The sequence below is a fragment of the Polaribacter sp. BM10 genome (assembly GCF_002005425.1).
Classification (GTDB): Bacteria; Bacteroidota; Bacteroidia; order Flavobacteriales; family Flavobacteriaceae; genus Polaribacter; species Polaribacter marinaquae.
This window is the reverse complement of the sequence record NZ_CP019704.1, coordinates 308,988-332,569: the sequence shown is the minus strand read 5'-3', so window position 1 is coordinate 332,569 and position 23,582 is coordinate 308,988. Positions and strand designations below refer to the sequence as shown.

At 28.5% G+C, this 23,582-nt stretch carries 21 protein-coding genes; 8 read left to right on the top strand and 13 right to left on the bottom strand.

Going from position 1 to position 23,582, the window contains the following annotated elements:
• Nucleotides 1–32: 32 nt before the first annotated feature.
• From coaBC to BXQ17_RS01400, 8 genes are all read right to left on the bottom strand, one after another.
• Nucleotides 33–1,244, bottom strand: a complete 1,212-nt coding sequence (gene coaBC / locus BXQ17_RS01435; RefSeq protein WP_077808915.1) for a bifunctional phosphopantothenoylcysteine decarboxylase/phosphopantothenate--cysteine ligase CoaBC — start codon at nt 1,242–1,244, stop codon at nt 33–35.
• Complete coding sequence (locus BXQ17_RS01430; protein ID WP_077808914.1) at nt 1,244–1,564, bottom strand: DNA-directed RNA polymerase subunit omega; 321 nt, start codon at nt 1,562–1,564, stop codon at nt 1,244–1,246. The genes coaBC and BXQ17_RS01430 overlap by 1 nt, the downstream gene beginning before the upstream one ends.
• Nucleotides 1,565–1,573: 9 nt before the next feature.
• Nucleotides 1,574–2,434: an outer membrane protein assembly factor BamD gene (locus BXQ17_RS01425; protein ID WP_077808913.1), complete on the bottom strand. Its 861-nt coding sequence runs from the start codon at nt 2,432–2,434 to the stop codon at nt 1,574–1,576.
• Between the two features lie 125 nt (nt 2,435–2,559).
• Entirely contained in the window at nt 2,560–3,069 is a 510-nt protein-coding gene (locus BXQ17_RS01420) for a ferritin (protein WP_077808912.1), read from the bottom strand.
• A gap of 21 nt (nt 3,070–3,090) precedes the next feature.
• Nucleotides 3,091–3,966 carry a 4-hydroxy-tetrahydrodipicolinate synthase gene (gene dapA, locus BXQ17_RS01415; RefSeq protein WP_077808911.1) on the bottom strand — a complete coding sequence of 292 codons (876 nt, stop codon included), beginning with the start codon at nt 3,964–3,966 and terminating at the stop codon, nt 3,091–3,093.
• A gap of 104 nt (nt 3,967–4,070) precedes the next feature.
• Entirely contained in the window at nt 4,071–4,586 is a 516-nt protein-coding gene (locus BXQ17_RS01410) for a hypothetical protein (protein WP_077808910.1), read from the bottom strand.
• Nucleotides 4,587–5,075: 489 nt separating this feature from the next.
• Complete coding sequence (locus BXQ17_RS01405; RefSeq protein WP_077808909.1) at nt 5,076–8,732, bottom strand: M1 family aminopeptidase; 3,657 nt, start codon at nt 8,730–8,732, stop codon at nt 5,076–5,078.
• Nucleotides 8,733–8,810: 78 nt separating this feature from the next.
• Nucleotides 8,811–9,701 carry an ATP-binding cassette domain-containing protein gene (locus tag BXQ17_RS01400; protein ID WP_077808908.1) on the bottom strand — a complete coding sequence of 297 codons (891 nt, stop codon included), beginning with the start codon at nt 9,699–9,701 and terminating at the stop codon, nt 8,811–8,813.
• 150 nt (nt 9,702–9,851) lie between these two features.
• On the opposite strand from BXQ17_RS01400, the gene BXQ17_RS01395 reads away from it, so the two are divergent.
• Entirely contained in the window at nt 9,852–10,940 is a 1,089-nt protein-coding gene (locus BXQ17_RS01395; protein ID WP_077808907.1) for a M42 family metallopeptidase, read from the top strand.
• A 62-nt stretch (nt 10,941–11,002) separates the two neighbouring features.
• Nucleotides 11,003–11,551 carry an NUDIX domain-containing protein gene (locus tag BXQ17_RS01390; protein WP_077808906.1) on the top strand — a complete coding sequence of 183 codons (549 nt, stop codon included), beginning with the start codon at nt 11,003–11,005 and terminating at the stop codon, nt 11,549–11,551.
• On the opposite strand, the gene BXQ17_RS01385 is transcribed toward BXQ17_RS01390, so the two are convergent.
• Nucleotides 11,552–12,319 (bottom strand): DUF6503 family protein, encoded by a 768-nt coding sequence (locus BXQ17_RS01385; protein ID WP_077808905.1) that lies wholly within the window; start codon nt 12,317–12,319, stop codon nt 11,552–11,554.
• A 19-nt stretch (nt 12,320–12,338) separates the two neighbouring features.
• Nucleotides 12,339–14,105 carry an ABC transporter ATP-binding protein gene (locus BXQ17_RS01380; RefSeq protein WP_077808904.1) on the bottom strand — a complete coding sequence of 589 codons (1,767 nt, stop codon included), beginning with the start codon at nt 14,103–14,105 and terminating at the stop codon, nt 12,339–12,341.
• Between the two features lie 491 nt (nt 14,106–14,596).
• Between BXQ17_RS01380 and BXQ17_RS01375 the strand changes: the two genes are divergently transcribed.
• The 4 genes from BXQ17_RS01375 to BXQ17_RS01360 are packed head-to-tail and all read left to right on the top strand — an operon-like array spanning nt 14,597 to nt 18,895.
• Nucleotides 14,597–14,806: a hypothetical protein gene (locus tag BXQ17_RS01375; RefSeq protein ID WP_077808903.1), complete on the top strand. Its 210-nt coding sequence runs from the start codon at nt 14,597–14,599 to the stop codon at nt 14,804–14,806.
• 54 nt (nt 14,807–14,860) lie between these two features.
• On the top strand, nt 14,861–15,556 hold the full coding sequence (locus BXQ17_RS01370; RefSeq protein ID WP_077808902.1) for a GLPGLI family protein: 696 nt from the start codon (nt 14,861–14,863) through the stop codon (nt 15,554–15,556).
• A gap of 4 nt (nt 15,557–15,560) precedes the next feature.
• Nucleotides 15,561–16,262 carry a GLPGLI family protein gene (locus BXQ17_RS01365; RefSeq protein ID WP_077808901.1) on the top strand — a complete coding sequence of 234 codons (702 nt, stop codon included), beginning with the start codon at nt 15,561–15,563 and terminating at the stop codon, nt 16,260–16,262.
• Nucleotides 16,263–16,267: 5 nt separating this feature from the next.
• Nucleotides 16,268–18,895, top strand: coding sequence for a carboxypeptidase-like regulatory domain-containing protein (locus BXQ17_RS01360; RefSeq protein ID WP_077808900.1), 2,628 nt, complete (start codon nt 16,268–16,270; stop codon nt 18,893–18,895).
• A 61-nt stretch (nt 18,896–18,956) separates the two neighbouring features.
• Here BXQ17_RS01360 and acs read toward each other — a convergent pair whose 3' ends face one another.
• Nucleotides 18,957–20,864, bottom strand: a complete 1,908-nt coding sequence (gene acs, locus BXQ17_RS01355) for an acetate--CoA ligase (protein WP_077808899.1) — start codon at nt 20,862–20,864, stop codon at nt 18,957–18,959.
• Nucleotides 20,865–20,918: 54 nt separating this feature from the next.
• Here acs and BXQ17_RS01350 point away from each other — a divergent pair, with 54 nt between their 5' ends.
• Both BXQ17_RS01350 and BXQ17_RS01345 read left to right on the top strand, forming a co-directional pair.
• Entirely contained in the window at nt 20,919–21,689 is a 771-nt protein-coding gene (locus BXQ17_RS01350) for a sulfite exporter TauE/SafE family protein (RefSeq protein ID WP_077808898.1), read from the top strand.
• Nucleotides 21,690–21,782: 93 nt separating this feature from the next.
• Entirely contained in the window at nt 21,783–22,583 is an 801-nt protein-coding gene (locus BXQ17_RS01345) for a TerC family protein (RefSeq protein ID WP_077808897.1), read from the top strand.
• A gap of 54 nt (nt 22,584–22,637) precedes the next feature.
• On the opposite strand, the gene BXQ17_RS01340 is transcribed toward BXQ17_RS01345, so the two are convergent.
• On the bottom strand, nt 22,638–23,003 hold the full coding sequence (locus BXQ17_RS01340) for a glyoxalase (RefSeq protein ID WP_077808896.1): 366 nt from the start codon (nt 23,001–23,003) through the stop codon (nt 22,638–22,640).
• Nucleotides 22,996–23,478 carry a hypothetical protein gene (locus tag BXQ17_RS01335; RefSeq protein ID WP_077808895.1) on the bottom strand — a complete coding sequence of 161 codons (483 nt, stop codon included), beginning with the start codon at nt 23,476–23,478 and terminating at the stop codon, nt 22,996–22,998. The genes BXQ17_RS01340 and BXQ17_RS01335 overlap by 8 nt, the downstream gene beginning before the upstream one ends.
• Nucleotides 23,479–23,582 lie beyond the last annotated feature (104 nt).

Genomic DNA, 23,582 nt, shown 5'->3' with positions numbered 1-23,582 from the left:
AGAAAGCAACAGTTTGTAATACTATTAGAATCTTATTTAAGAATTCTTACTACAATTTCATTCATAATATCTTTTGCTACTTCTACTTTAGACTTTAATTGAAATGATTTTTCGTTTAAATATTTATCAATTACCGTAATTTTATTGGTGTCTGTTGCAAAACCTGCTCCTTTGTCTTGTAAAGAATTTAATACAATTGCATCTAAATTCTTTCTTTTTAATTTACCTTTTGCATTTTCTAGTTCGTTATTAGTTTCTAAAGCAAAACCAACTAAAAATTGCTGTTTCTTAATTGCACCTAAAGAAGCTAAAATATCTTTTGTTGGTGTTAACTCTATGTCTAACGTAGCATCTTTCTTTTTTATTTTCTGAGTAGCAATGTTTTTTGGTTTATAATCTGCAACTGCCGCAGATAAAATAGCAATATCTACATCAGCAAAATAAGTATGTGCAGCGTTGTACATGTCTTCTGCAGAAACAACGTCTATTCGTTTTACTAAAGAGTGTGAAATTTTTTGATGACTTGGGCCTGAAATTAAAAAAACTTCGGCACCCAAATTTGCAGCAGCTTTTGCTATTGCAAATCCCATTTTACCAGAAGAATGATTTCCAATAAAACGCACAGGATCTATTGCTTCATAGGTTGGACCTGCTGTTAGTAGTACTTTTTTACCTTTTAAAGGTAAATTCGATAAAATATCATTTTCTATAAATGAAACAATATCTTCTGGTTCTGCCATTCTTCCTTCTCCTACCAAACCACTTGCCAATTCGCCAGAAGTTGCAGGAATTAAAATATTGCCAAAACTTTGTAATTTATCTAAACTTTGTTTTGTAGACGGATGTATATACATATCCAAATCCATTGCAGGCGCAAAATACACAGGACATTTAGCAGATAAATAAGTAGCTAGTAAAAGGTTATCGCAAGTACCATTGGTCATCTTAGACAATGTATTTGCTGTTGCAGGCGCAATTAACATATAATCTGCCCACAAACCTAAATCTACGTGATTATTCCATAATTCATTTTTGTCTTCTTTAGAATAAAAAGTTGAATGAACAGGGTTTTTAGAAAGTGTAGAAAGTGTTAAAGGTGTTATAAAATCTTTAGACGCAGGAGTCATAATAACTTTAACTTCTGCGCCTAATTTTATAAATAAACGAACTAAACTAGCCGTTTTATATGCTGCAATACCTGCAGTAATCCCTAAAAGAACTTTCTTATCTTTTAAAACAGACATTACTCTGCTTCTGGATTTCTGTGGTATACTTTTTCATTTAACCATTCTTCAACTGCCATTGCTGTTGGTTTTGGTAATCTTTCGTAAAACTTAGAAACTTCTATTTGTTCTTTATTTTCGAAAACTTCTTCTAAAGAATCGTTATATGTAGCAAATTCGTCTAACTTATCTACTAATTCTCTTTTTAAATCAGAATTAATTTGATTTGCTCTTTTTGCTATGATAGATATTGCCTCATAAATATTTTCTGTAGGCGCTTCAATTTCATTTTTATCGTAAGTAATAGTACTTAACGGTGCTTTTGTATCTTTATAATCCATCTTAAATAATTATTTCTTTTGTATATTTTGTAATTCTTTCTGCTTTGCAATTAAAGCTTCTACTCTAATTTTTTCTGCTTCTAATGTAGCTACCATTTTATCAGAATCTTCCATAAATTGAGATTCAGGAAAACTCTTTTTTAATCTCTGATATGCTTTCATTGCAGCTTCAATTCTTTCTGGCTTTCTTCTATCTGTACTTTTTAATACAAAATCATGTGCCGCTTTTAATCTATAATATAAAGCTTCTTCTTTAAATTTTGTTCCTAAAAAGTCTTCTAATAAATTATCAAAAGCTTGTATAGATGCTTTGTAATTTCTTAAATCGTAATCTGCCGTTCTGTAATAAGTTTTCGCAATTTCGAAATATTTTCTTTCTAACTTAGTTCTAAGTTCAGAATAATATTTATTTGCTTCTGCAATTTTATCAGAATCTGGATACGTATTTATAAAACTTTGAAAAGATTCTAATGCTTTATTTGTATCTGTAGGATCGATGCTAAACCTTGGTGATGCCAATTTATAACTGTATGCAGATAAAAATGCAGCTTCTTCTTTTTTAGAACTCTTTGGATAACTTTTTGTAAAACGATCGTAATAATATGCTGCTTGCGCGTAATTTTTTACATTAAAATTAGATTGCGCAACCATAAATTGTATACGCTCCATTTGAGGTTTACCTCTGTAGGTTGGTGTTACTTTTTCGAATAAACGTAAAGCCTTACTGTATTTCTGACTTTCGTACATCTTTACAGCCATCTTATACTGCTCTTCTGATGTACCTTTATTTAATACTTTTTGATATTCACCACAAGAAAACAGTAGTAAACTAAGAATAAATAAATACGCTATTTTTTTAATTTTTTGCATCGGGCAAAATTAGTAATTAATTATGGATAAATAAAACGATTTTTTACACAGTTGTTTATGCTATGTAATTTTCATTACAAAACAACAAAAAATAGCCCTAAACCGCTACTAAAAGTTTGTTAATATTAAACTTCTTCTTCTGGTGCTGTGATTAATTGTTTGATGTCATTATCAAATAAATAAAAACCACTTTTATCGTCTCCTATTAAACTAATCTTATCTAAAATATTTCTAGCCAAAGCTTCTTCTTCTATTTGCTCTGAAACGTACCACTGTAAAAAGTTATGTGTTGCATAATCTTTTTCTTGTAAACAGATATCTACCAAATCGTTTATAGATTCTGATACTGCTACTTCATGATTAAATAATTCTTGAAACATTTCTTTAAATGAACCAAAAGAAACTGGTGGCGCTGCTAAAGGAGAAATAATTGCATGCCCACCTCTTTCATTAATAAACTTTACCAATTTTAGCATGTGCATTCTTTCTTCATCAGAATGTGCGTACATAAATTGAGAAACACCTTCAAAACCTTGTGTTTCTGCCCATGACGCCATTGCTAAATATACTTGAGAAGATTGTGCTTCTACCGTTACCTGTTTGTTTAATGCGTCTTGAATTTTTGGTTTTAACATGTTTTATCTTTTTTAGTAAACTTAAAAGTTTTTTACAAAATTAGCAATTTTTGCTTGAAGTGTTGCACTTGCTTTTACCAAAGGCAATCGTACTTCATTTTTACAAATACCTAATTCTTGTAAAACTGTTTTTATACCAGCCGGATTATTTTCTTCAAAAATAAAATCAATAATAGACATTAATCTAAAATGCATTGCAAAACCTTCTTTGTTATTGCCTTCTAAACCATCTTTTATTAATGTAGAAAATTCTTTAGGATATGCTTGCCCAATAACAGAAATTACACCAGAACCACCTGCAAGCGCAATACTTAATGCCAAATCATCATCACCAGAGATAACTAAAAAGTCTTTTGGCTTGTTTTTTATCAACTCTAAATATTGTTGCATATTATTACCTGCTTCTTTTATACCTACAATGTTTTCAAAATCGTTTGCAAGTCTAATCGTAGTTTCAGCATCCATGTTTTTTGCTGTTCTACCAGGTACATTATATAAAATAATTGGCTTTTCTGTTGCTTCTGAAATTGCTTTAAAATGCTGATAAAAACCTTCTTGCGTTGGCTTGCTATAATATGGCGCTACAGATAAAATACCATCTATATTCTCTAAATTAGTTGTTTTTATATCTTTAACAACCTCTAAAGTATTATTACCACCAATTCCTAAAACTAAAGGAACTCTACCCGCATTTGCAGTTACAATAACATCTATAATTTTTAGTTTTTCTTCTTTACTTATAGTTGCACTTTCTGCAGTTGTACCGTTTATTACTAAATAATTGGTACCATTTTCTATATTAAAATTAACTAATTTAATTAGTGCATCGAAATCTACACTTAAATCTTCATTAAAAGGTGTAACCAAAGCTACTCCTGTTCCTATAAACTTTTGCATTCTATAAATATTTTGATAGACAAAATTACAATTTTAAGATTAATATTTTACCGATTTTAATCTCTATTAGAAAGAATAAACAACTTTAAAAAGAAAGTTTAATTTTATAGCTTTTTTAAAATCTGTAAATATTTTTTAACCTCTTCTGTAAAAGTTTTGTGATTTTTTATTTCTGATGTAATTTCTAAATGATAAAGCTTAGAATTCACATTAGAAAATCCTACTTTAAAATCTGCTTTACTTTGTAAAACGGCTGTTTCTAAATACATATTATTTTCATTAAAATAACCAACTAACAAGTCTAAAGGTTCGTCTAAAAAGCTTTTAAAGTTCGTTTGAAAATAATTTCCGCTCCAGTTTATGTCTTTCTCTGTAAAATGTTTGTAAGAAATTTCATCGTTTTTATTAAAATCTCTTTTGCTGTAAATTTTCACATTTTTGACTCCCAAAGTATTTTCAAAAACTTTTTGTAAGTCTGTCTCAGCTGATATTTCTTCTGAAGTAATGATACCAACAGTTTGTATTTTTTTTAAAGTTGACGCACTCGTTTCTTCTTTTAACGAAACTAATTTATCTAGTTTCTTTTTTAAAACGCGCTCTTTTAATCCTTTAAAAATCATTTAGTATCTATTTGAAAAAAAATAAAAATAGTAATTATTATCTTAAGTTTCTTGATTAATTACGCATCATTTTAGAGTAATATTTACCTAATTATTTGCAATAACATAGAATCAATTTTGTTTTTGGTGTTGTCAAATTATAAATACTGAAAAAACAGCAATTACATCGATTGCAAAAAACAACACCTAAAACACTATTAAACAATAAAATACATAATCAAAAACTTATAAAAGCTTTAAATGAATTAAGAATTAATGATTTTTTTTATTTTTAATTTGTTTTTTTAACATATTTTTTACTATTATTGTAATGTTGTTTGATAATTCATTATCAAATAATATTTAACCCCTAACTGGTAAATAATTTTTATACGTTCTTTTTGCCCTAACAAAATCTACGTTATTATTATAAAAGCATTTACCCCTATCTAAAAAAGCAACTACCTAAAAGTAGTTGCTTTTTTTGTGCTCTAAATTAACCAGAAGAAGTTATAATTTCATCCTATTATCATCAGATTTTGTATCAATTAATTTATTGTACGGATCTACACCTACCTCTATAGGCTTTTTATCTACAATAATAGAAATTGTGTTACGAATTTGTGTAATCTTATGCTTTTCTAAATACAATTGCTTTTCTTTTTTTACGCCGTCTTTTTCTTCTTCAGTAAAAATACCGATATCTATATAATCTTCTAATTTAACAGACAACAAAGGTTTGCTTAACTTCTCGTTTGTATAACTTAATGTATCACCTACTTTTTGGCCATAATATTTTTTCCCTTTTTCATCATTTCTGTATTTAGAAACCTCAAATTCAATATCAACTTTATATTTTCCGTTTTCTAAAGCTGTAGATTTTGCATCAACAATTCTATTTTTGTACAACGTAACTGTTTCAAACATATCTTTAATAACATATTTTAAAGAATCTGGTGTTACCTCTTTAATATAATTTACCATTTCTAAAGAAGTTGTATAAGGTGCTTCTTGAAACTTTACTTTTTCTACATATTTTTTTAAGGCATTATTTAATTTTTCTTCACCTAAATAATCACTTAATGCATAAAATACTAAAGATCCTTTTTGGTAACGAATATAACCTTGCCCATCATTGTACATTAATGGTTTTTCTCTTTTTGTTTCTAAAGTTCTTTGAATCAAATAACCGTCTAATGCTTCTTTTAAAAACGTTCGCATTTTTGGCTTACCATTTTGATGTTCTAAAACTTTTAATGCTACATATTCCGATAAACTTTCTGATAACATTGTTGCACCTAAAACATCTGCACCAATTACTTGATGTGCCCACCATTTATGCGCTACTTCATGAGCCGTTACTGCAAAAGGATAATCTACTCCGTCATCATTTGTATCATCTACAGCCGCAATAAAACCAAATCCTTCGGAAAACGGAATTGTGTTTGCAAATGATTGGGCAAATGTACCTTGTGTTCTCGGAAACTCTATAATTCTTAATTGTTTGTGTTGATACGGACTAAAGTTTTTCTCGTTATAATTAATAGACGCTTTCATACCTTTTAGCATTCTGTCTAAATTATAATCGTGTTGTTTATGATAATAAATTTCTAAACTTATTCCTTTCCAAATTTCTTTTTTAACTTCATATTTTGCTGAATTAAATGCATAGAAATTCAACATTTTACTATCCATTTTATAATGAAAATACTTTCGATTCCCTTCTGTCCATTCTTTTTGCAAATAACCAGGCGCAATCGCTATTTGATCTTCGGATGTTGATACGGTTGCTTCAAAATCTATCCAATCAGAATCTTTAGAAATATAAGTATTACCCAATGCTGTAGAGTCTGTTGGTAACGGACGTAAATTATTTGGTGGTAAATCGTATTTTTTTCTCGTTTTATCATCAATCAATTCTCCACCCGAAGAATATCCTAAAGAAGGAAACATCGAAAAATTATTGATAAATGTTCCGTTTGCTAAAACTGGCGATTTTCTTTGAAAAACAGTGTTTTCTTTACTTTTTACATGCACAGTAAGTTGCAAAGAATCACCAGGTAAAATTTTATTTTCAAACTTGTAAATATCAAAATTAAAAACCGTGTCTTCTAAAACTAAATTGTTTGGTTTATTAAATTCGAACGTATTTTCTAACGAATTATGATTTAAGAAAATACTATCAATTGCTGTATCTGTTTTATTAATCATTGTAAAAACAGCGTTTGCTTTATAGGTTCTTTTCTTCGGAAAAATAGCAACATCTGCTTTTACAGCAACAATTCTTGGTTGCTTATAATTCTCGTATTTTTTATATGATTTTTCCCATTTTACAGCATTTAATTCTGCTTGTTTAGATGCAGAATTTTTCTCTTTAGATCTGGTTGCTGTATAAATAGTTGCCCCCAAACTTATAAAAGCAACTGCAACAACCAACAAACTAATTATTTGCGGCATCTTAAATCTAGATACAGCTATGTTTAATCTTTCTGAAAAAGAATTTGGTATGCCTCTAACCCAAAATAAAATACTTAAAATTAATAAAATTGTTCCGCCTAAAATCCAATACAATTTGTACCATAAATATCTAGATAATGCAGATCCATAACCATTCATATCAGAATAACTAAAACCTGGCCCTTCGTTATATTTAAAAATTGCCAATTCAATTCCTATTAAATCTAAAAACGGAATTCCGATTGCTAATATCAGCAATACCAACAAACCTAAATACTGATTTTTAAATAGTGTTTGAATAAATATTGCTAAAAATGCCCAAACTACATAGTTTAAAAATTTTAAACCAAATAATTCTTGAATATACAACCCAATCTCAAAGTTATAATAGCCTTGATATGCCTGAAACAACATACCAGAAACCATAATTACAGCCAATAAAACCAATTGCATTTTTAAAATAGCGATAAACTTAGAGAATAAAAGCGTCCAGTTTGGTACAGGTGTGCTATCTACCAAATGATTAATTTTTGCAATTCTTGCTCTTTGCACCAACATACCTGCATATAAAAAAGTACAAATATTAATTACAAACAGACTAAAAATGTTTCCGCCACCTAACATTTGCCAAGTTACAGGCAATGTATCTGTTCCAAAAATTTCACTTGAAATAAACAAAGTACCAAACAGCATTAAAAGCCCTACAATTAATATTGATATAAATGGTAAACTTTTAAAAATGTATTTAAAATCGATGTTAGACAATTTCCACATTACTTTTAGGTTTTGTAAAAACGAATAATCATAAGTTACTTTAGGCAAAGTAATTTTTGTAACTCCACTAAAGTTAGATTTTGTAACTCTTTCTGATTTTGATTTTTTTAACGAAAATGTTACCGCATTTTGGGTGAACTTAAAATACTTATAAACCAACCCAAAGATTAAACTAGATACTAATAACCATATCAAACGATTATAAATTACTAGTTTTCCTATCGGAATTTGCAATTCGTTCTGTTCTGAAACCGTCCAATATTTTGTATAATAAGAAGACGCAGAAGAACCAAAAGGATCTAACAACGCTAATAAACTTGCTTGCTCTGGATCTGATAAAATGCTAGAAATTGCCCCTTCTACAAACATTAAAATAATTACTGTAATAAATCCAGCGGTTACATTTCTAGAAAAAGTAACCACAGCAAAAACTACGGCACCAAAAAATAAAACATTTGGTAAAATATAAACCAAATAGGTTTTTAAATAGGTAACAATATTAAAATTTGCTACAATGTCTTGATTGGTTCCTGGAAATCGAAAACCAATAATCATACCTAAAGCTATCACTAAAACAATCGCAGAAACCACCACGATTCCGCTAAAAAATTTAGCAAATAAATAATTAGCCTTCGTAAAAGGATACGAATATAAAATGGTATGCATTTCACTTTTAAAATCTCTATAAATTGAAACACCAATAATAGAAGGAAATAAAAAGAAAATTAAAGTTGTAAACCCTTTAAATAAACCTGTAATACCTATTGGCGAGTTTACAATTCGAGAAGAACCCATGGTTCCTGTAATTCCGTCCCAAATACCTGCAGATGTTGCTGACAAGAAGAAAGAAATTATTAAAAATATTGAAATATAAATGTAAAAAACTGGCTTGTTAAACCAATATTTTAATTCTTGTTTAAAAATTGTAGAAAACATAATAAAATAGTTTTAAGCGATTCGTTTTAAATATTCTGTTTTTTGAGTTTTTTAACTAAAACTCGTCATCAAAAACTATTAATTAGTTAAAACTGGTTCATCTTGTTTTAAAGCTATAAAATACACATCATCTAGCTGTGGTGTTGCCTTAACAAAGTCTTCCGACGGTTTCTCTAAAGCGTGTACTCTAATATTTAACGTATCATCAGCATTAAAATTTCTAGACAAAACGTTGTATAACTTCATGTTTTCTTCTAAATCATCTTTCTGGATTACTTTGGTCCAAATAGTATTCTCTAATTCTTCGGTTGCTTTTTTAGGCGTGCTATGTTTTAAGATTTTACCACCATTTAAAATAGCCATCTCATTACACAACTCTTTTACGTCTTCTACAATATGCGTAGAAAAAATAACGGTGCAATTGCTACCAACTTCACGTAAAACATTTAAAAAACGATGTCTTTCTGCCGGATCTAAACCTGCAGTTGGCTCATCAACAATTATTAATTTAGGATTATTTAAAAGCAGTTGTGCAATACCAAAACGCTGTTTCATTCCGCCAGAATAACCTGCAACATGTTTGTGTCTTACTTCGTATAAATTAGTAATTTCTAACACTTCTTTTACAATTGCTTTTCTTTCTGTTTTATTAGCAATTCCTTTTAAAGTTGCAAAATAATCTAACAATTCGTCTGCAGACATTTTAGGATACACACCAAAAGATTGCGGTAAATAACCCAAAACTTTACGTAAAGACATGTTGTCTTCTAAAACATTAATATCACCAAAAGCAATCGAACCAGCATCCGGACTTTGTAATGTTGCAATAGTTCTCATTAAAGAAGATTTACCTGCCCCATTTGGTCCTAACAACCCAAACATACCTGTGCCAATTTCTAAATTTAAATTATCAATAGCTTTTACACCATTTTTATATGTTTTGGTTAAATTTTTAATAACTAATTTCATATTACTTTTTTGTTGGTTAATGTTGTGTAATTAGTGTAAAAGTAAGCACTTTTGTTACACTATTTTGTGATTTTTTTAATGGAAATCCTAAAAAATGGTATTATTTTTACATCTATCAAGAAAAAATCAATTTTTATAAATTTATAAATAATGGCTAAAAAATCAATTTTAAATAAAGATTCACTTACATTTTTAGAAAAATATTTAAATAATGCGGCTCCTACTGGTTACGAATGGGAAGGTCAAAAAATTTGGATGGACTATCTAAAACCTTATGTAGATGAATTTATTACAGACACTTATGGTTCTGCTGTTGGTGTTATAAATCCGGATGCAAAATATAAAGTTGTAATCGAAGGACACGCAGATGAAATATCGTGGTATGTTAATTATATTTCTGATAACGGATTAATTTATGTAATTAGAAACGGTGGATCAGACCATCAAATTGCACCAAGTAAAATTGTAAATATTCATACTAAAAACGGAATTGTAAAAGGTGTTTTTGGGTGGCCTGCAATTCATACAAGAAACAAATCGAATGAAGAAGCACCAAAACCAGACAATATTTTTATTGATACAGGTTGCGCTACAAAAGAAGAAGTAGAAGCTTTGGGTGTGCATGTTGGTTGCGTAATTACTTATCCAGATGAGTTTCATATTTTAAACGGAGACAAATTTGTTTGTAGAGCTTTAGACAACAGAATGGGTGGTTTTATGATTGCTGAAGTTGCGCGTTTATTAAAAGAAAACAAAAAAGATTTACCGTTTGGATTGTACATTACAAACTCTGTACAAGAAGAAATTGGCTTGCGTGGTGCAGAAATGATTACACAAACCATTAAACCAAATGTTGCCATTGTTACCGATGTAACACATGATACAACTACACCAATGATAGAACCTAAAAAAGCAGGTTTACTAGAAATTGGTAAAGGGCCAGTTGTTGCTTACGCGCCAGCGGTTCAACAAAAATTACGAGATTTAATTACAGAAACTGCCGAAGCTAAAAAAATCCCTTTTCAGCGTTCTGCACTTTCTAGAGCAACGGGTACAGATACAGATGCTTTTGCTTACAGCAACGGTGGTGTAGCGTCAGCTTTAATTTCTTTACCACTAAGATATATGCACACAACTGTAGAAATGGTGCATAGAGAAGATGTAGAAAATGTAATTAGAATGATTTACGAAACACTTTTAAATATTAAAGACGGAGAAACTTTTTCTTACTTCGAATAAAATACTTTAATTATGAATTACGAATTTTTAATTACAAATTCGTAATTCATAATTTTTTAAAAATGGACGAACTCATAGACATATTAACACCAGAAGGAAAACCAACAGGCAAAACTGCTTTAAAATCTGAAGCACATAAAAACGGTTGGTTTCATGCCACTGTACATATCTGGTTATTTACTTCGGATGACAAAATATTGCTTCAAAAAAGAGCAATGACAAAAAAAGTATTTCCGGGTTTATGGGATATTTCTGTTGCCGGACATATTGGCGCAGGAGAAACTATTAAAGTAGCTGCACAAAGAGAAGTTTTTGAAGAAATTGGCCTTAAATTACAAGAAAAAGACTTTATTAAAATTGGCACAAGAATTCATCAAGTAAAGCATCTAAACGGAATTATAGACAACGAGCATCATCATGTTTTTATAGCCGAATTAAAAGCTCCTTTATCAACTTTAAAAATTCAAGAAGAAGAAGTTGATGACATCAAATTATTCAATTTAAAAGTTTTAAAAGACACAAAAAACCTTGAAAACGTATTGTTACCAAGATTTCATGCGTATTACTGTATGGTTTATGATAAAATAATTGAATTTAAAAACAAGAAATAATTAACCTTTTGGTTTTTCAAAAAATGAATTTGCCATTTTTGTTTTACTAATTAATGGTAATGTAAATTTCACACTATTTCCAACAGGTTTTGTTGGCAATCCGTTTTTGTCTTGTGCATACCAAATAATTTCGTTTGGTAAAAGAAAACCATTTACATTTTCCCATTTTTTATATTTTATCAAATTATAACGATTGCTTGATGTCTTAGAATTAAAAGTAACCGTGTAGGCTAACCATTCCATTTTATAAGTTTCAGGATTGTAGTATACAATATAATTGTCATTAGCAGAATTCCCGATATTTGCTTTGTAAGAAATTTTAAATCCAGGATATTTTACATTTTCAAAAACTAAATCTTCTGCTTTTTCATATACAGTTCCGTTATCACCTAAAACAAAAGGCATTGCATAAAAATAGAAATATAAATTGTAATAAAACTTCGGATTTCCTTTGTAATCACCATCATTTTCTTCATCTAACCAAACCTGATTGCCATCGAACCCCAAAGAATATTTTGGTGCATTAATTACGGTTTTTCTAGATTGAAGCGCTACCGTATGCGTTTCATCTTTTATATTAAAAGACAATAAATGGTTTGATTGCCAATTTGAAATTCCGCCATGAAATTGAAAAACTTTATGCAATTCCGAAGGAAATTTAGACTCTTTTACCTCTACAACTTCTTTTTGCTTAACATCTTTTTTGGCTTCATTTTTACAAGAAACAATTGTGAATGCAAGTACGAATACAACTGCTAATTTTTTCATAATATATTTTTAATACTTTCTAAATTTTAGATTGATACGTATACAAATCAAAATATCTACCTTCTTTAGCAATCAACTCATCATGCGTTCCTCTTTCTGCAATTTCCCCAGCCTCTATTACCAAAATTTGATCTGCTTTTTTAATAGTACTTAGTCTATGCGCAATAACAATTGTGGTTCTGTCTTTTACTAATTCTGATAAACTTTTCTGAATTAAAGCCTCACTTTCTGTATCTAAACTAGAAGTAGCTTCATCTAAAATAATCATTTTAGGATTTGCCAAAATAGCCCTTGCAATTGCCAATCGTTGTCTTTGTCCGCCAGATAATTTCACACCTCTTTCACCAATTAAAGTATCTAAACCATCATCAAAACGATCTGTAAATTCGTTTACATAAGCTGCTTTTACAGCATTTTGCAACTCTTCTTTAGTGGCGTTTGGTCTAGGAAACAAAATATTATCTCTTATGGTTCCTTCAAATAAAAATTCATCTTGTAAAACAACACCTAAATATTTTCTAAAACTAGATAATTTAACCTTAGACATGTCTTTATTATCTATAGTGATTTTACCCTCTGCTGGATTTAAAAATGTTGCCGACAAACCTGCAATTGTAGATTTACCAGAACCAGAACTCCCCACCAAAGCAGTAACAGAACCTGCAGGAACTTTAAAATTAATGTTATTTATTACTTGTTTACCTTCTTCATAAGAAAACGAAACATCTTCAAAAACAACATCACCTTTTACATCATCTAAAACAATAGTTCTATGCTCGTTATCTTCTTCCGCAGCCATATTCATTAGCTCTTCTGTTCTGTCTAAACCAGCCAATGCTTCGGTTAATTGGCTACCAATATTGCTCATTTGTACAATTGGTGCAACCATAAACGCTAATAAAAATGTAAACTGAATAAAGTCTCCAAAAGTTAAACTTCCTTCCATCATGTAATATCCACCAATTCCCATAACACCTGTGGTTGCTAATCCTATTAAAAAAGTTGAAGAACTTGTCATTAAAGCAGTAACCGTCATGCTTTTCTTTACGTTTTCGTAGATATTTGCTACTCCTTTTTCAAAAATTTCACTTTCTTGTTGTTCTGCATTAAAGGCTTTAATAACTCTTATGCCGCCTAAAGTTTCTGTTAATCGACCTTTTACTTCTGCATTTATTTTACCTCTTGCTCTAAATATTGGTCGAATGTATTTGAAAGATTTTAAAGCAATTAAACCAAAAATAGATAACGGAATAAACGTAAAAAGCGTCATCCAAACATTCATTCTTAATAAAATTACAAGTGTTACAATTGCTGTAAATGAACCACCAATTAACTGCACCAAACCTGTACCAATAAGGTTTCTTACTCCTTCTACATCACTCATAATTCTAGAAACTAAAGCGCCAGATTTTGTGTTATCGAAAAAACTGATCGGTAAAGACAACACTTTCTTTTGAACTTGTGCTCTAAGTTCTGATATTAAATATTGTGCCTGAATACTTAATACTTTTGTCAATAAAAATGAAGTAATTGCTTGCACTAAAATTGCGCCAATTACCATTAAAACCAAATTATAAAGTTGATTAAAGTCTTTATTTGGCACAACTTCGTCCATTAAAACTTTACTTTGCAATGGCAAGACAAAACCAGAAAGACTTCTTATAATTATCAATACCAAACCCAATAAAACCAAGTTTCTTCTTGGCCAAATAATGGTTTTAAAAGCTTGTTTTAAGGTTACTTTTGGTTTGGTTTTACTTTTTTTTGATTCTTTAAAATGTTGCATGAAGGATAGTTGTCAATTTATATGCCACAAGGAAAAAGCATGACAGAATTACAAAGTTACAATAAACAAAAAAACTTAAAAGTTTAAATACCGAAAGAACTTACCTTAAACGTAAATACATATAAATTAAAACTTTAACTTAAAGAAAAACGTGAGTTTCATTTTTTTTTTTTACATTTGGATATCTTCCATCAAAATTATTTTGTGGAAGAGAAGAAAAAATTGCTTTCTTTCATTAAAATTTAAAATTAAACTTTACGCCAAACATTGGTTTGTAATCTAGTACAAATTATTTAAAATAATAAGCTTGTTATTTTAAATAAAAAACTCGGTTTGTAAAATTTAAATAATACAATACGCTAAATAATGTCAACCCAAATACTAATGCCTATGTAAATAAACAAAAGACAAACCGAGGAAAGTATTACAAATGTAGCACACCTCATAGATTAGTACAAAATATTTAATTAAAAAAATTTAAAACTTTTATTATGAAAAAAGTAATTTTAACACTTGCTTTTATAGCGGGTATTACAACAATGAATGCGAATACAAATATTGAAAAAAATGATCCAGAAGATGATTGTATTGCATATGCATGTGAAGAACTTAGTGCTTTTGAAGATGATCTTGGAGATTTTACAGAGGCTGAAGCAGATTCAATAGTAGACTTTTACTATAAGGATTGTATGGGTAAATAACTAAAAATAAGTATCGGGAATGGCATAAAATCCATTCCCTTTTAAAAACTAAACATGAAAAAAACAATCCTGATATTAATACTTTTTTATATAACAACTATTAATTGTCAAAATGGTATAATTATATATAAAACAAAATCTATAAACCTTAATACGGATAAAAACAAAACAAAGGCAAAAGCAATAAAAACAGAAATAGATTTAATGAAATTTAAATTATTTTTTGATAGTGAAAAATCTTATTTTAAATCTGAAAAAAACATACCAATAAACCCTTTAATGCAAAAATTAGCTACAGTTGTTATTGGTTCTACTTTTAACAGTTATCAATATAATAAAAGCAAACTTTCTTTAATAAACATTAAAATATTTGACACCATTTATAAGGTTAATTTTTCTGAAAAAAACATGAAGAATTGGAAATTATTTAATGAGACTAAAATTATAGATGGGTTTGAATGTTACAAAGCTGAAAAAACCATAAATATTAATAGAACAGGTGGTAAAAGAAAATATACAGCTTGGTATACAACAAATATAGCTTTACCATACGGACCATCGGGTATGGGAGGTTTACCTGGTTTAATATTAGAATTACAAATAGGTAATAGAGCCATCTACATCGTAGATAAAATACTACTAAACCCTAAAATAAATATTAAAGTAGAAAAAATTAAGGATGGTAAAACAATTACCGTAAAAGAAATGGTAGACCTTAGAAGAAAAGAGAGGAAATATACAAAAGACTAACGTTATGAAATTAAAAAACATCTTTTTTACATTATTTTTTTTAACAAATTTAACAGCGCTATTTGGTCAAAATGGAATGATTACTTACAAAACAAAAAGAACTAAAATTCGTAAAACTTCTAACCATGAAATGACTAGAAAAATTACGGAGGAAGTAAATAGAAGTTCATATGTTTTGTACTTTAATAAAGAAAAATCTTTTTTTAAAAAAGAAAAAAATATACCTCTGTATCCATTTGAATCAAAATTTGCTGATATTTCTACAGGTGCCAACAAAAATTGGTATCAATTTAATGGTATTAATAAAGATGCTATGTATAATACAGAAATTTTAAGTAAACAATATATTGTTAATGATAGCTCTAGAATGAAAGAATGGGAATTCTTTAATGAAATTAAAATTATTGATGGTTACACTTGCTATAAAGCAGTTAATAAAAAATTAAATACTAGATCTGGTAACTACATTACTAATATTGCATGGTACACTACAGATATACCCTTGCCTTATGCCCCTATAGGTAATGGTGGTTTACCCGGATTAATTTTGAAATTAGAAATAGATAACTTTTATTATTTAGTTGATAAAATCATTTTAAATCCAAAAAAAATAAAAAAAATTCCTAGTTTAAAAAAAGGAAAAAATATAGATGTAAATGAAAAAATAAGATTAATGAGAGATGCTAGAAAAGTTACGATAGACTAAAAATTATGAAAAAACCACATCTAATTTTATTTTTTATATTAAACTTTTCTCTTGCTATATCATCACAAATAGTAATAAAAGGTAAAATTTTAGATGAAAATAATAAACCATTAACTGGCGCAAATATTTTAGCTTTCCCCACCAATAAAGGTAAATTAGCCCATAACGTTAGTGATAATTTAGGGAATTATACTTTATCGCTTACAAAGAACACAACTTATAATAGCTCTATAAGTTTTATGGGCTTTATAACTAGAAAAGAAACTTTAAACACTCCTAAAAAAGATAGTATTATTAATTTTATTTTAAAGGAAGACCCCAATAAATTAGAAGAAATTGTTATTAAATATAAAATTCCGGTAAGAATTAGAAAAGACACTACCACATATAATACAGATGCTTTTACAAATGGTAAAGAACGTAAACTAAAACAAGTTTTAAAAAAATTACCTGGCGTAGAAGTAGATAGAAAAGGCAATGTTACTGTAAAAGGTAAAAAAGTAACGACACTTTTAGTAGATAATAAAAAGTTTTTTACAGGAGACACAAAATTGGCAGTAAACAACATACCTGCAGATGTAATTGACAAAATAGATGTTATAGAAGATTATCATGAAAATGCTTTTATGAAAGGTTTAGAAAAATCTGATGAAATTGCTATGAACATTAGCTTAAAAGAAGACAAAAAAAAGTTTGTGTTTGGAGATATAGAGGCAGGTTTAGGTATTAAAAACAGATATGTTTTACATCCTGCAATTTTTAAATACAGCCCAAAAACTAATTATAGTTTTATTGGAGATTTTAACAATACAAACAGAAAATCTTTTACTTTAAGAGATTATATAAATTTTGATGGTGGTTTAGACATGAATAACTTAAAAGAAGTTATTCAATCTCCGATTGTAAAATTATTACGAAATCAAAATTTTACAGCTAGTAAACACAAATTTGGTGGTTTCAACATACAACATGCTAAAAATGAAAAACTGAGTATTAGTTCTTTTTTAATTGCACTATCAGATAAAACAAATGGTCGTGTAGAAAACTTTAGAAATTATTTAATAGATAATATTACTGAAAGATTGCGCGAAGATGAAAGTAATAATCAGAATTTATTCTTAGGAAAAATACAATTCTTATATAAACCAGAAGAAAATACAAGAATTAAATATTATACTAAATTTGAAACGACTTCGATAAACCAAACCATCGAAAACAATAGAGATTTAGCTAATTCTATAATAAACTTTAATGAAAATAATTTAATTAATTCTGATAAAATAAATTCTTATTTAAAAGCAGAAAAAAAGTTTTCTACTTACCATACATCACAAGCAATTGTAAATTTTAATTTTAACAAAATTGATGATTCCACAAATTGGTTAACAAACACTAATATTTTCCCAAATAATATTCCTATCAATGAGAAAGAAAGTATAAATGTTCTAAAAAAATCTTCAAGTGAAAAGTTTGAATATAATGTTGCCTTAAAACACTTTTGGATATTAGATAATGTGAATCATCTTTACTTTAATGTGGGTAATAATTACGAACAAAATAAATTTAAGAGTAGTTTACAACAAGATAATACAACTATTAGTAATTTCTCTAATAATCTAAAACACAACCAATTTACTATTTTTACAAGTATTTTATATAAAAAATTAATTGGTGATGCTATTTTTACAGCAGAATTAAAATATCAAAATTACAACAGAACAAGTTTAGACCTTAATAACAACAGCTCTTATCAATCTAATTTACTACTACCTAAAATTGAAATAGATTGGGATATTACTAATAGAAAGAAGCTTATCTTTAAATACAACCTTACAAATACATTTCCGAGCACAAGACAATTAATTTCTAATAATATTTTAAATAATTACAATAATATCTATACTGGTAACACGGATTTAAAAGAAACTTTTTATCACTTTGTTAGTTTAAGTTATAGAAATTACAAAACCTATGGTTGGAGTTTTTACCCTAGTATTTATTATAAGATAAGAAATAATCAAGTCCAGAATATTTTTAACACTTCAACTATTTTTAATGTTATTAATCCTATTAACATTGATACTCCCAACAAATCTTTAACTACAAATTTTAGAGTTGTTTACAATTATAAATACTGGAAAGCTACTGTATTAACAGAATATACAAATTCCAATTACGCAACATTTATAAACAATAATAAAATTAAGTCTAATAATAATTCATTTTTAACCCGAGCCAGTTTTAGAACTGTATATGATAATAAACCAAATATAGATTTTTCATATTCTCAAACATATAAAGACAACACTAACTCTTTATTTAATACAATTTCTAATTTATCTAATTTAGATGTTGCTGTAGATTATGAGTACGAAAATTGGAAATTTAAAACTGAATATTTGTATAATTTTTATAAAAATAACGCTACTAAAAACACCAATTCATTTAACGAATTAAATGCTTCCATTTTTTATCAAAAAGAAAATAGTCCATGGGGTTTTGAATTATTAGGCACAAATATTGGCAACAATATTTCTAAATTAAACGCTACTCTAACTTCAAATTTATTTTCTGAAAGAAGAACTTTTGTTTTCCCTAGAACATTTGTTATAAAGGCAATCTATAAATTATAATTTTGTAAATCTATAATTCAGAAATCACCTATATAATAAAAAAAACTTACTAGAAATTAATTTACAATCTATTATCAATAATACTTTGTACAACTTCCGGATTTAACAATGTACTTGTATCGCCTAAGTTATCCATTTCATTAGCTGCAATTTTACGTAAAATACGACGCATAATTTTTCCTGAACGTGTTTTTGGCAATCCTTCTGAAAATTGAATTTTATCTAATTTTGCAATTGGTCCAATTCTGTCTGCAATTAATTGATTGATTTCTTTTTTAAGATTATCATGATTTCTATATTCTCCGGCATCCTTTAAAGTAATATAACCGTATAAAGCACTTCCTTTAATATCGTGTGGAAAACCAACAATAGCAGATTCGGCAATTGCCGGATGCTCGTTTATAGCATCTTCTATTGGTGCAGTTCCTAAATTATGTCCAGAAACAATAATAACATCATCTACTCTACCAGTTATTCGATAATAACCAACTTCATCTCTTAAGGCGCCATCGCCTGTAAAATAGTTATTTTCGAAAGCAGAAAAATAGGTTTCTTTATATCGTTGATGATTTCCCCAAATAGTTCTCGCAATACTTGGCCAAGGAAATTTTATACACAACCTTCCTTCTACTTGATTTCCTTTTAATTCTTGTCCGTTTTCATCCATTAAAGCTGGTTGAACACCTATAAAAGGTAATGTTGCATAGGTTGGTTTTGTAGGTGTAACATACGGAATTGGAGTAATCATGATTCCGCCAGTTTCTGTTTGCCACCAAGAATCTATAATCGGACTTTTCTTTTTACCAACATTATCATTATACCAATGCCATGCTTCTTCATTTATGGGCTCACCAACAGAACCCAAAACTTTTAACGAAGACAAATTATATTTATCTACCAATTCTGTACCTTGTTTTGCCAATGCTCTAATTGCTGTTGGCGCTGTATAAAACTGATTTACTTTGTGCTTTTCTACAATTTGCCAAAACCTACCAAAATCTGGATAACTTGGTACACCTTCAAACATAACAGTTGTTGCTCCGTTTGCTAACGGACCATAAACAATATAAGAATGTCCGGTAATCCAACCAATATCTGCGGTACACCAATACACATCGTTTTCTCTATATTGAAATGCATTTTTAAAAGTATAAGCAGCATAAACCATATATCCTGCAGTAGTATGCACCATTCCTTTTGGCGTACCCGTAGAGCCAGAAGTGTATAAAATAAATAACGGGTCTTCGGCATTCATTATCTCTACCTCACAAACATCAGAAGCATTATCTAACAAAGGTTGTAACCATTTATCTCTATCAGATTTCATCGATATATTAGATTGAATTCTTTTTGCAACTAAAACAGTTTCTACACAACTACAATTTTCTAAAGCTTCATCTACAATTCCTTTTAAGTCTATGGTTTTTGAGCCTCTATAAGATCCATCAGCAGTAATTACCATTTTACAATCAGAATCATTTATTCTTGTTGCCAATGCTGTTGCAGAAAAGCCTGCGAAAACTACAGAATGTATTGCGCCAATTCTGGCACATGCTAAAGTTGCAATTGCCAACTCAGGTATCATCGGCACATAAATACAAACTCGATCTCCTTTTTGTACACCTTGCTCTTTTAACACATTTGCAAACTGATTTACTCTTTTGTGCAATTGGTTATAAGTTATATGTTCTGCAGCTTCATCTGGATTATTTGGCTCAAATAAAATAGCAGTTTTATCTCCTCGAGTTGCCAAATGTCTATCAATACAATTTTCTGTAATATTTAATTTAGCACCTTGAAACCATTTTATTTCTGGTTTCGAGAAATCCCACTCTAAAACTTTATCCCATTTTTTTCGCCAAACAAAATGCTCTTCGGCTATTTCTTCCCAAAAATTTTCTGGCTCTCTAATAGACTTTCTGTATACTTGATAGTATTCTTCTAGATGTTTTATGTGGTAATTACTCATAATAAGTTTTGCTAAGTATAATTCTTTCTAAAAATAGAAAATTATATTTGCTTTATGGAATTTGATTTAATTTTAACAAACTTACCTGTAATAATTCTGTTTTTTTCAGTGGCAATATTATATGCAGCTATTGGTTTTGGTGGCGGTTCTAGTTATTTAGCAATTTTAGCATTAACAAGCATTGCATTTACACAAATTAGAGCAACTGCTTTACTTTGCAACATTGTTGTTGTTACCAGTAATGTTTTATTATTTCATCAGCAGAAACAAATAGAATGGAAAAAAATAGTACCTTTAATTCTCTTAAGTATTCCGTTTGCATTTCTCGGTGGAAAACTAAAAATAAGTCAGAATTTCTTTTTTATTCTTTTGGGTTTTACACTTCTTTTTGCAGCAATAACTATGTGGATTTCAAAAAAAATAATTTCTACGGATAATAAAGATCAGCAACCAAATTTTCTAAAAAATGCAGGTTTTGGTGGTTTTATCGGTTTTATTTCTGGAATGGTTGGTATTGGCGGAGGCATTTTCTTAGCACCACTTTTACATCTTACAAATTGGAATACGCCTAAAAAAATTGCAGCTACAGCTAGTGTATTTATTTTAGTAAACTCTATTGCTGGTTTAATTGGGCAATATTCTAATCCAGATTTTAATATCGATTGGCAATTAACTTCTATTTTATTAATTACTGTTTTTATTGGCGGACAAATAGGAAGCAGATTAAGCGCAACAATTCTTAAACCTATACAACTTAAAAAAGCAACTGCTATTTTAATTGCTTTTGTAAGTATTAGAATTCTAGTTAAACATTTATTTACCTAAAACTATAATACTAAAAGTAAATCGAATATTAATTGTGTATTTTCTACAATCCAAATATATTTGAACTTCATACTTATTAAACAATAAAAAACTATGTTAGAAGTAATTTTTACATTAATTATGCTTGTGCTTTTACAAGCAGTTCTTGGTTTCGATAACCTACTTTATATTTCTTTAGAATCTAAAAAAGCGCCGGTAGCAGATCAAAAAAAAGTTAGAAAAACAGGAATCTTAATAGCAATTGTGTTAAGAATTGTATTGCTTTTTATTTTAGTGTCTATTATTGATTTTTTTCAAGAACCTTTTTCTTTTTTAACTGGTGAAATAAAAGATATTGTTCATTTTGAATTTAATGGTCACAGCATCATTGTTTTATTAGGTGGTGGTTTTATTATCTATACAGCTATTAAAGAAATTTGGCACATGATTGGTACTAATAATTTAGATAACGATATTGAAGGTGATTCTAAAAGAGCTAAATCTGCTAATGCAGTTATAACAAGTATTGTAATTATGAATCTTGTTTTTTCTTTCGATTCTATTTTAGCTGCAATTGGTTTAACTAGTGAAATCGAAAATTCTACAACCGCTTTTATTGTAATGGCTATTGCTATTGTAATTAGTGGTTTGCTAATGTTATTTTTAGCTGATAGAATTTCTAGCTTTTTAGCAAAAAACAGAATGTACGAAGTATTGGGTTTATTTATTCTTTTTATTGTAGGAATAATGTTAGTTACAGAAGGCGGACATTTAGCACATATTAAACTTTTTGGTAACGAAATTGTACCAATGAGTAAAACTACTTTTTACTTTGTATTAGCGGTATTGGTAATTGTTGATGTAGTGCAAGGAAAATATCAGAAAAAATTATTAGCAGCTCAAAAGAAGCAATAATTTTAAATTTATATTTAAAAAAAGGTGTTTGTAAAATTACAAACACCTTTTTTTTTAGATTTCATCTAAGCTATCTTGAATTCTTTGCGCAATTATCTGTAAAATTCTTCTATTTAATTCTGATGAATTTTCATCATAAAACGCATATTCTTCCATCGAAAAATCTCCAATAATTAAACCTAGATTTAAGTTTTTAAAATTGATGTCTTTTGTAAAAATAGCTTTTACTCTACTTCTTTTCTTTTGGGCTGTTAAAACAGAAAAATCAATTTTTCTTTTCTTTAAATAACTCTTAAAAAACACAATTAACAAATTGTGTTGCATTTTTATAATAGGTCGTAAAGTTTTATTTTGAAAAACTTCTGCTTTAGACATATTATCTGTTATTAAGTTTTCTAATACAGGTCTTGTTCTACTCATTTTCTAATAATTCATTTAATTCTAATTGAAAATCGTATTGTAAATCTTCGTGTAGTTTTTCTAAAGCTTTTTTTATCATTCTTACCTGTGTATCAAAAACACTTTGTAAACGCGTACTTCTTTTTATAGAAGGCTTAAAAGCTTTTAATTTTTTACAAAAATACAGTAACAACTCTACTTCTGTTTCTTTTTTCTTAGAATAACGAATGTGTTTTTTTATTGACGTTAATATTTTTCGAACACTTTTTCTTATGTAAAAAAAACTCTTCGTATTAATTTCGCTAAACTGTAAATCTACTTCTTCTTTAATTGTTGCTATAAAAGATTCTTCATCATGTGATTCGAATAATAAGTAGGTAAGTAATTCTTTGTTTTCTTTTTTAAATCGAGCCAAATGCAGGCATAAATCTTTTAAATCTGAGGCAGATTTATGCGACAATTCATCTTTAAGTTGCTTAATAGTAACTGCTTTCATAAGTTTTAAAAAATTTAACTACAAGATAAAAAAATAATACCTCACAAAATTAAATTGCAAGGTATTATTTGTAAAATTTAACCAATAAAATTGGTAATTATTAT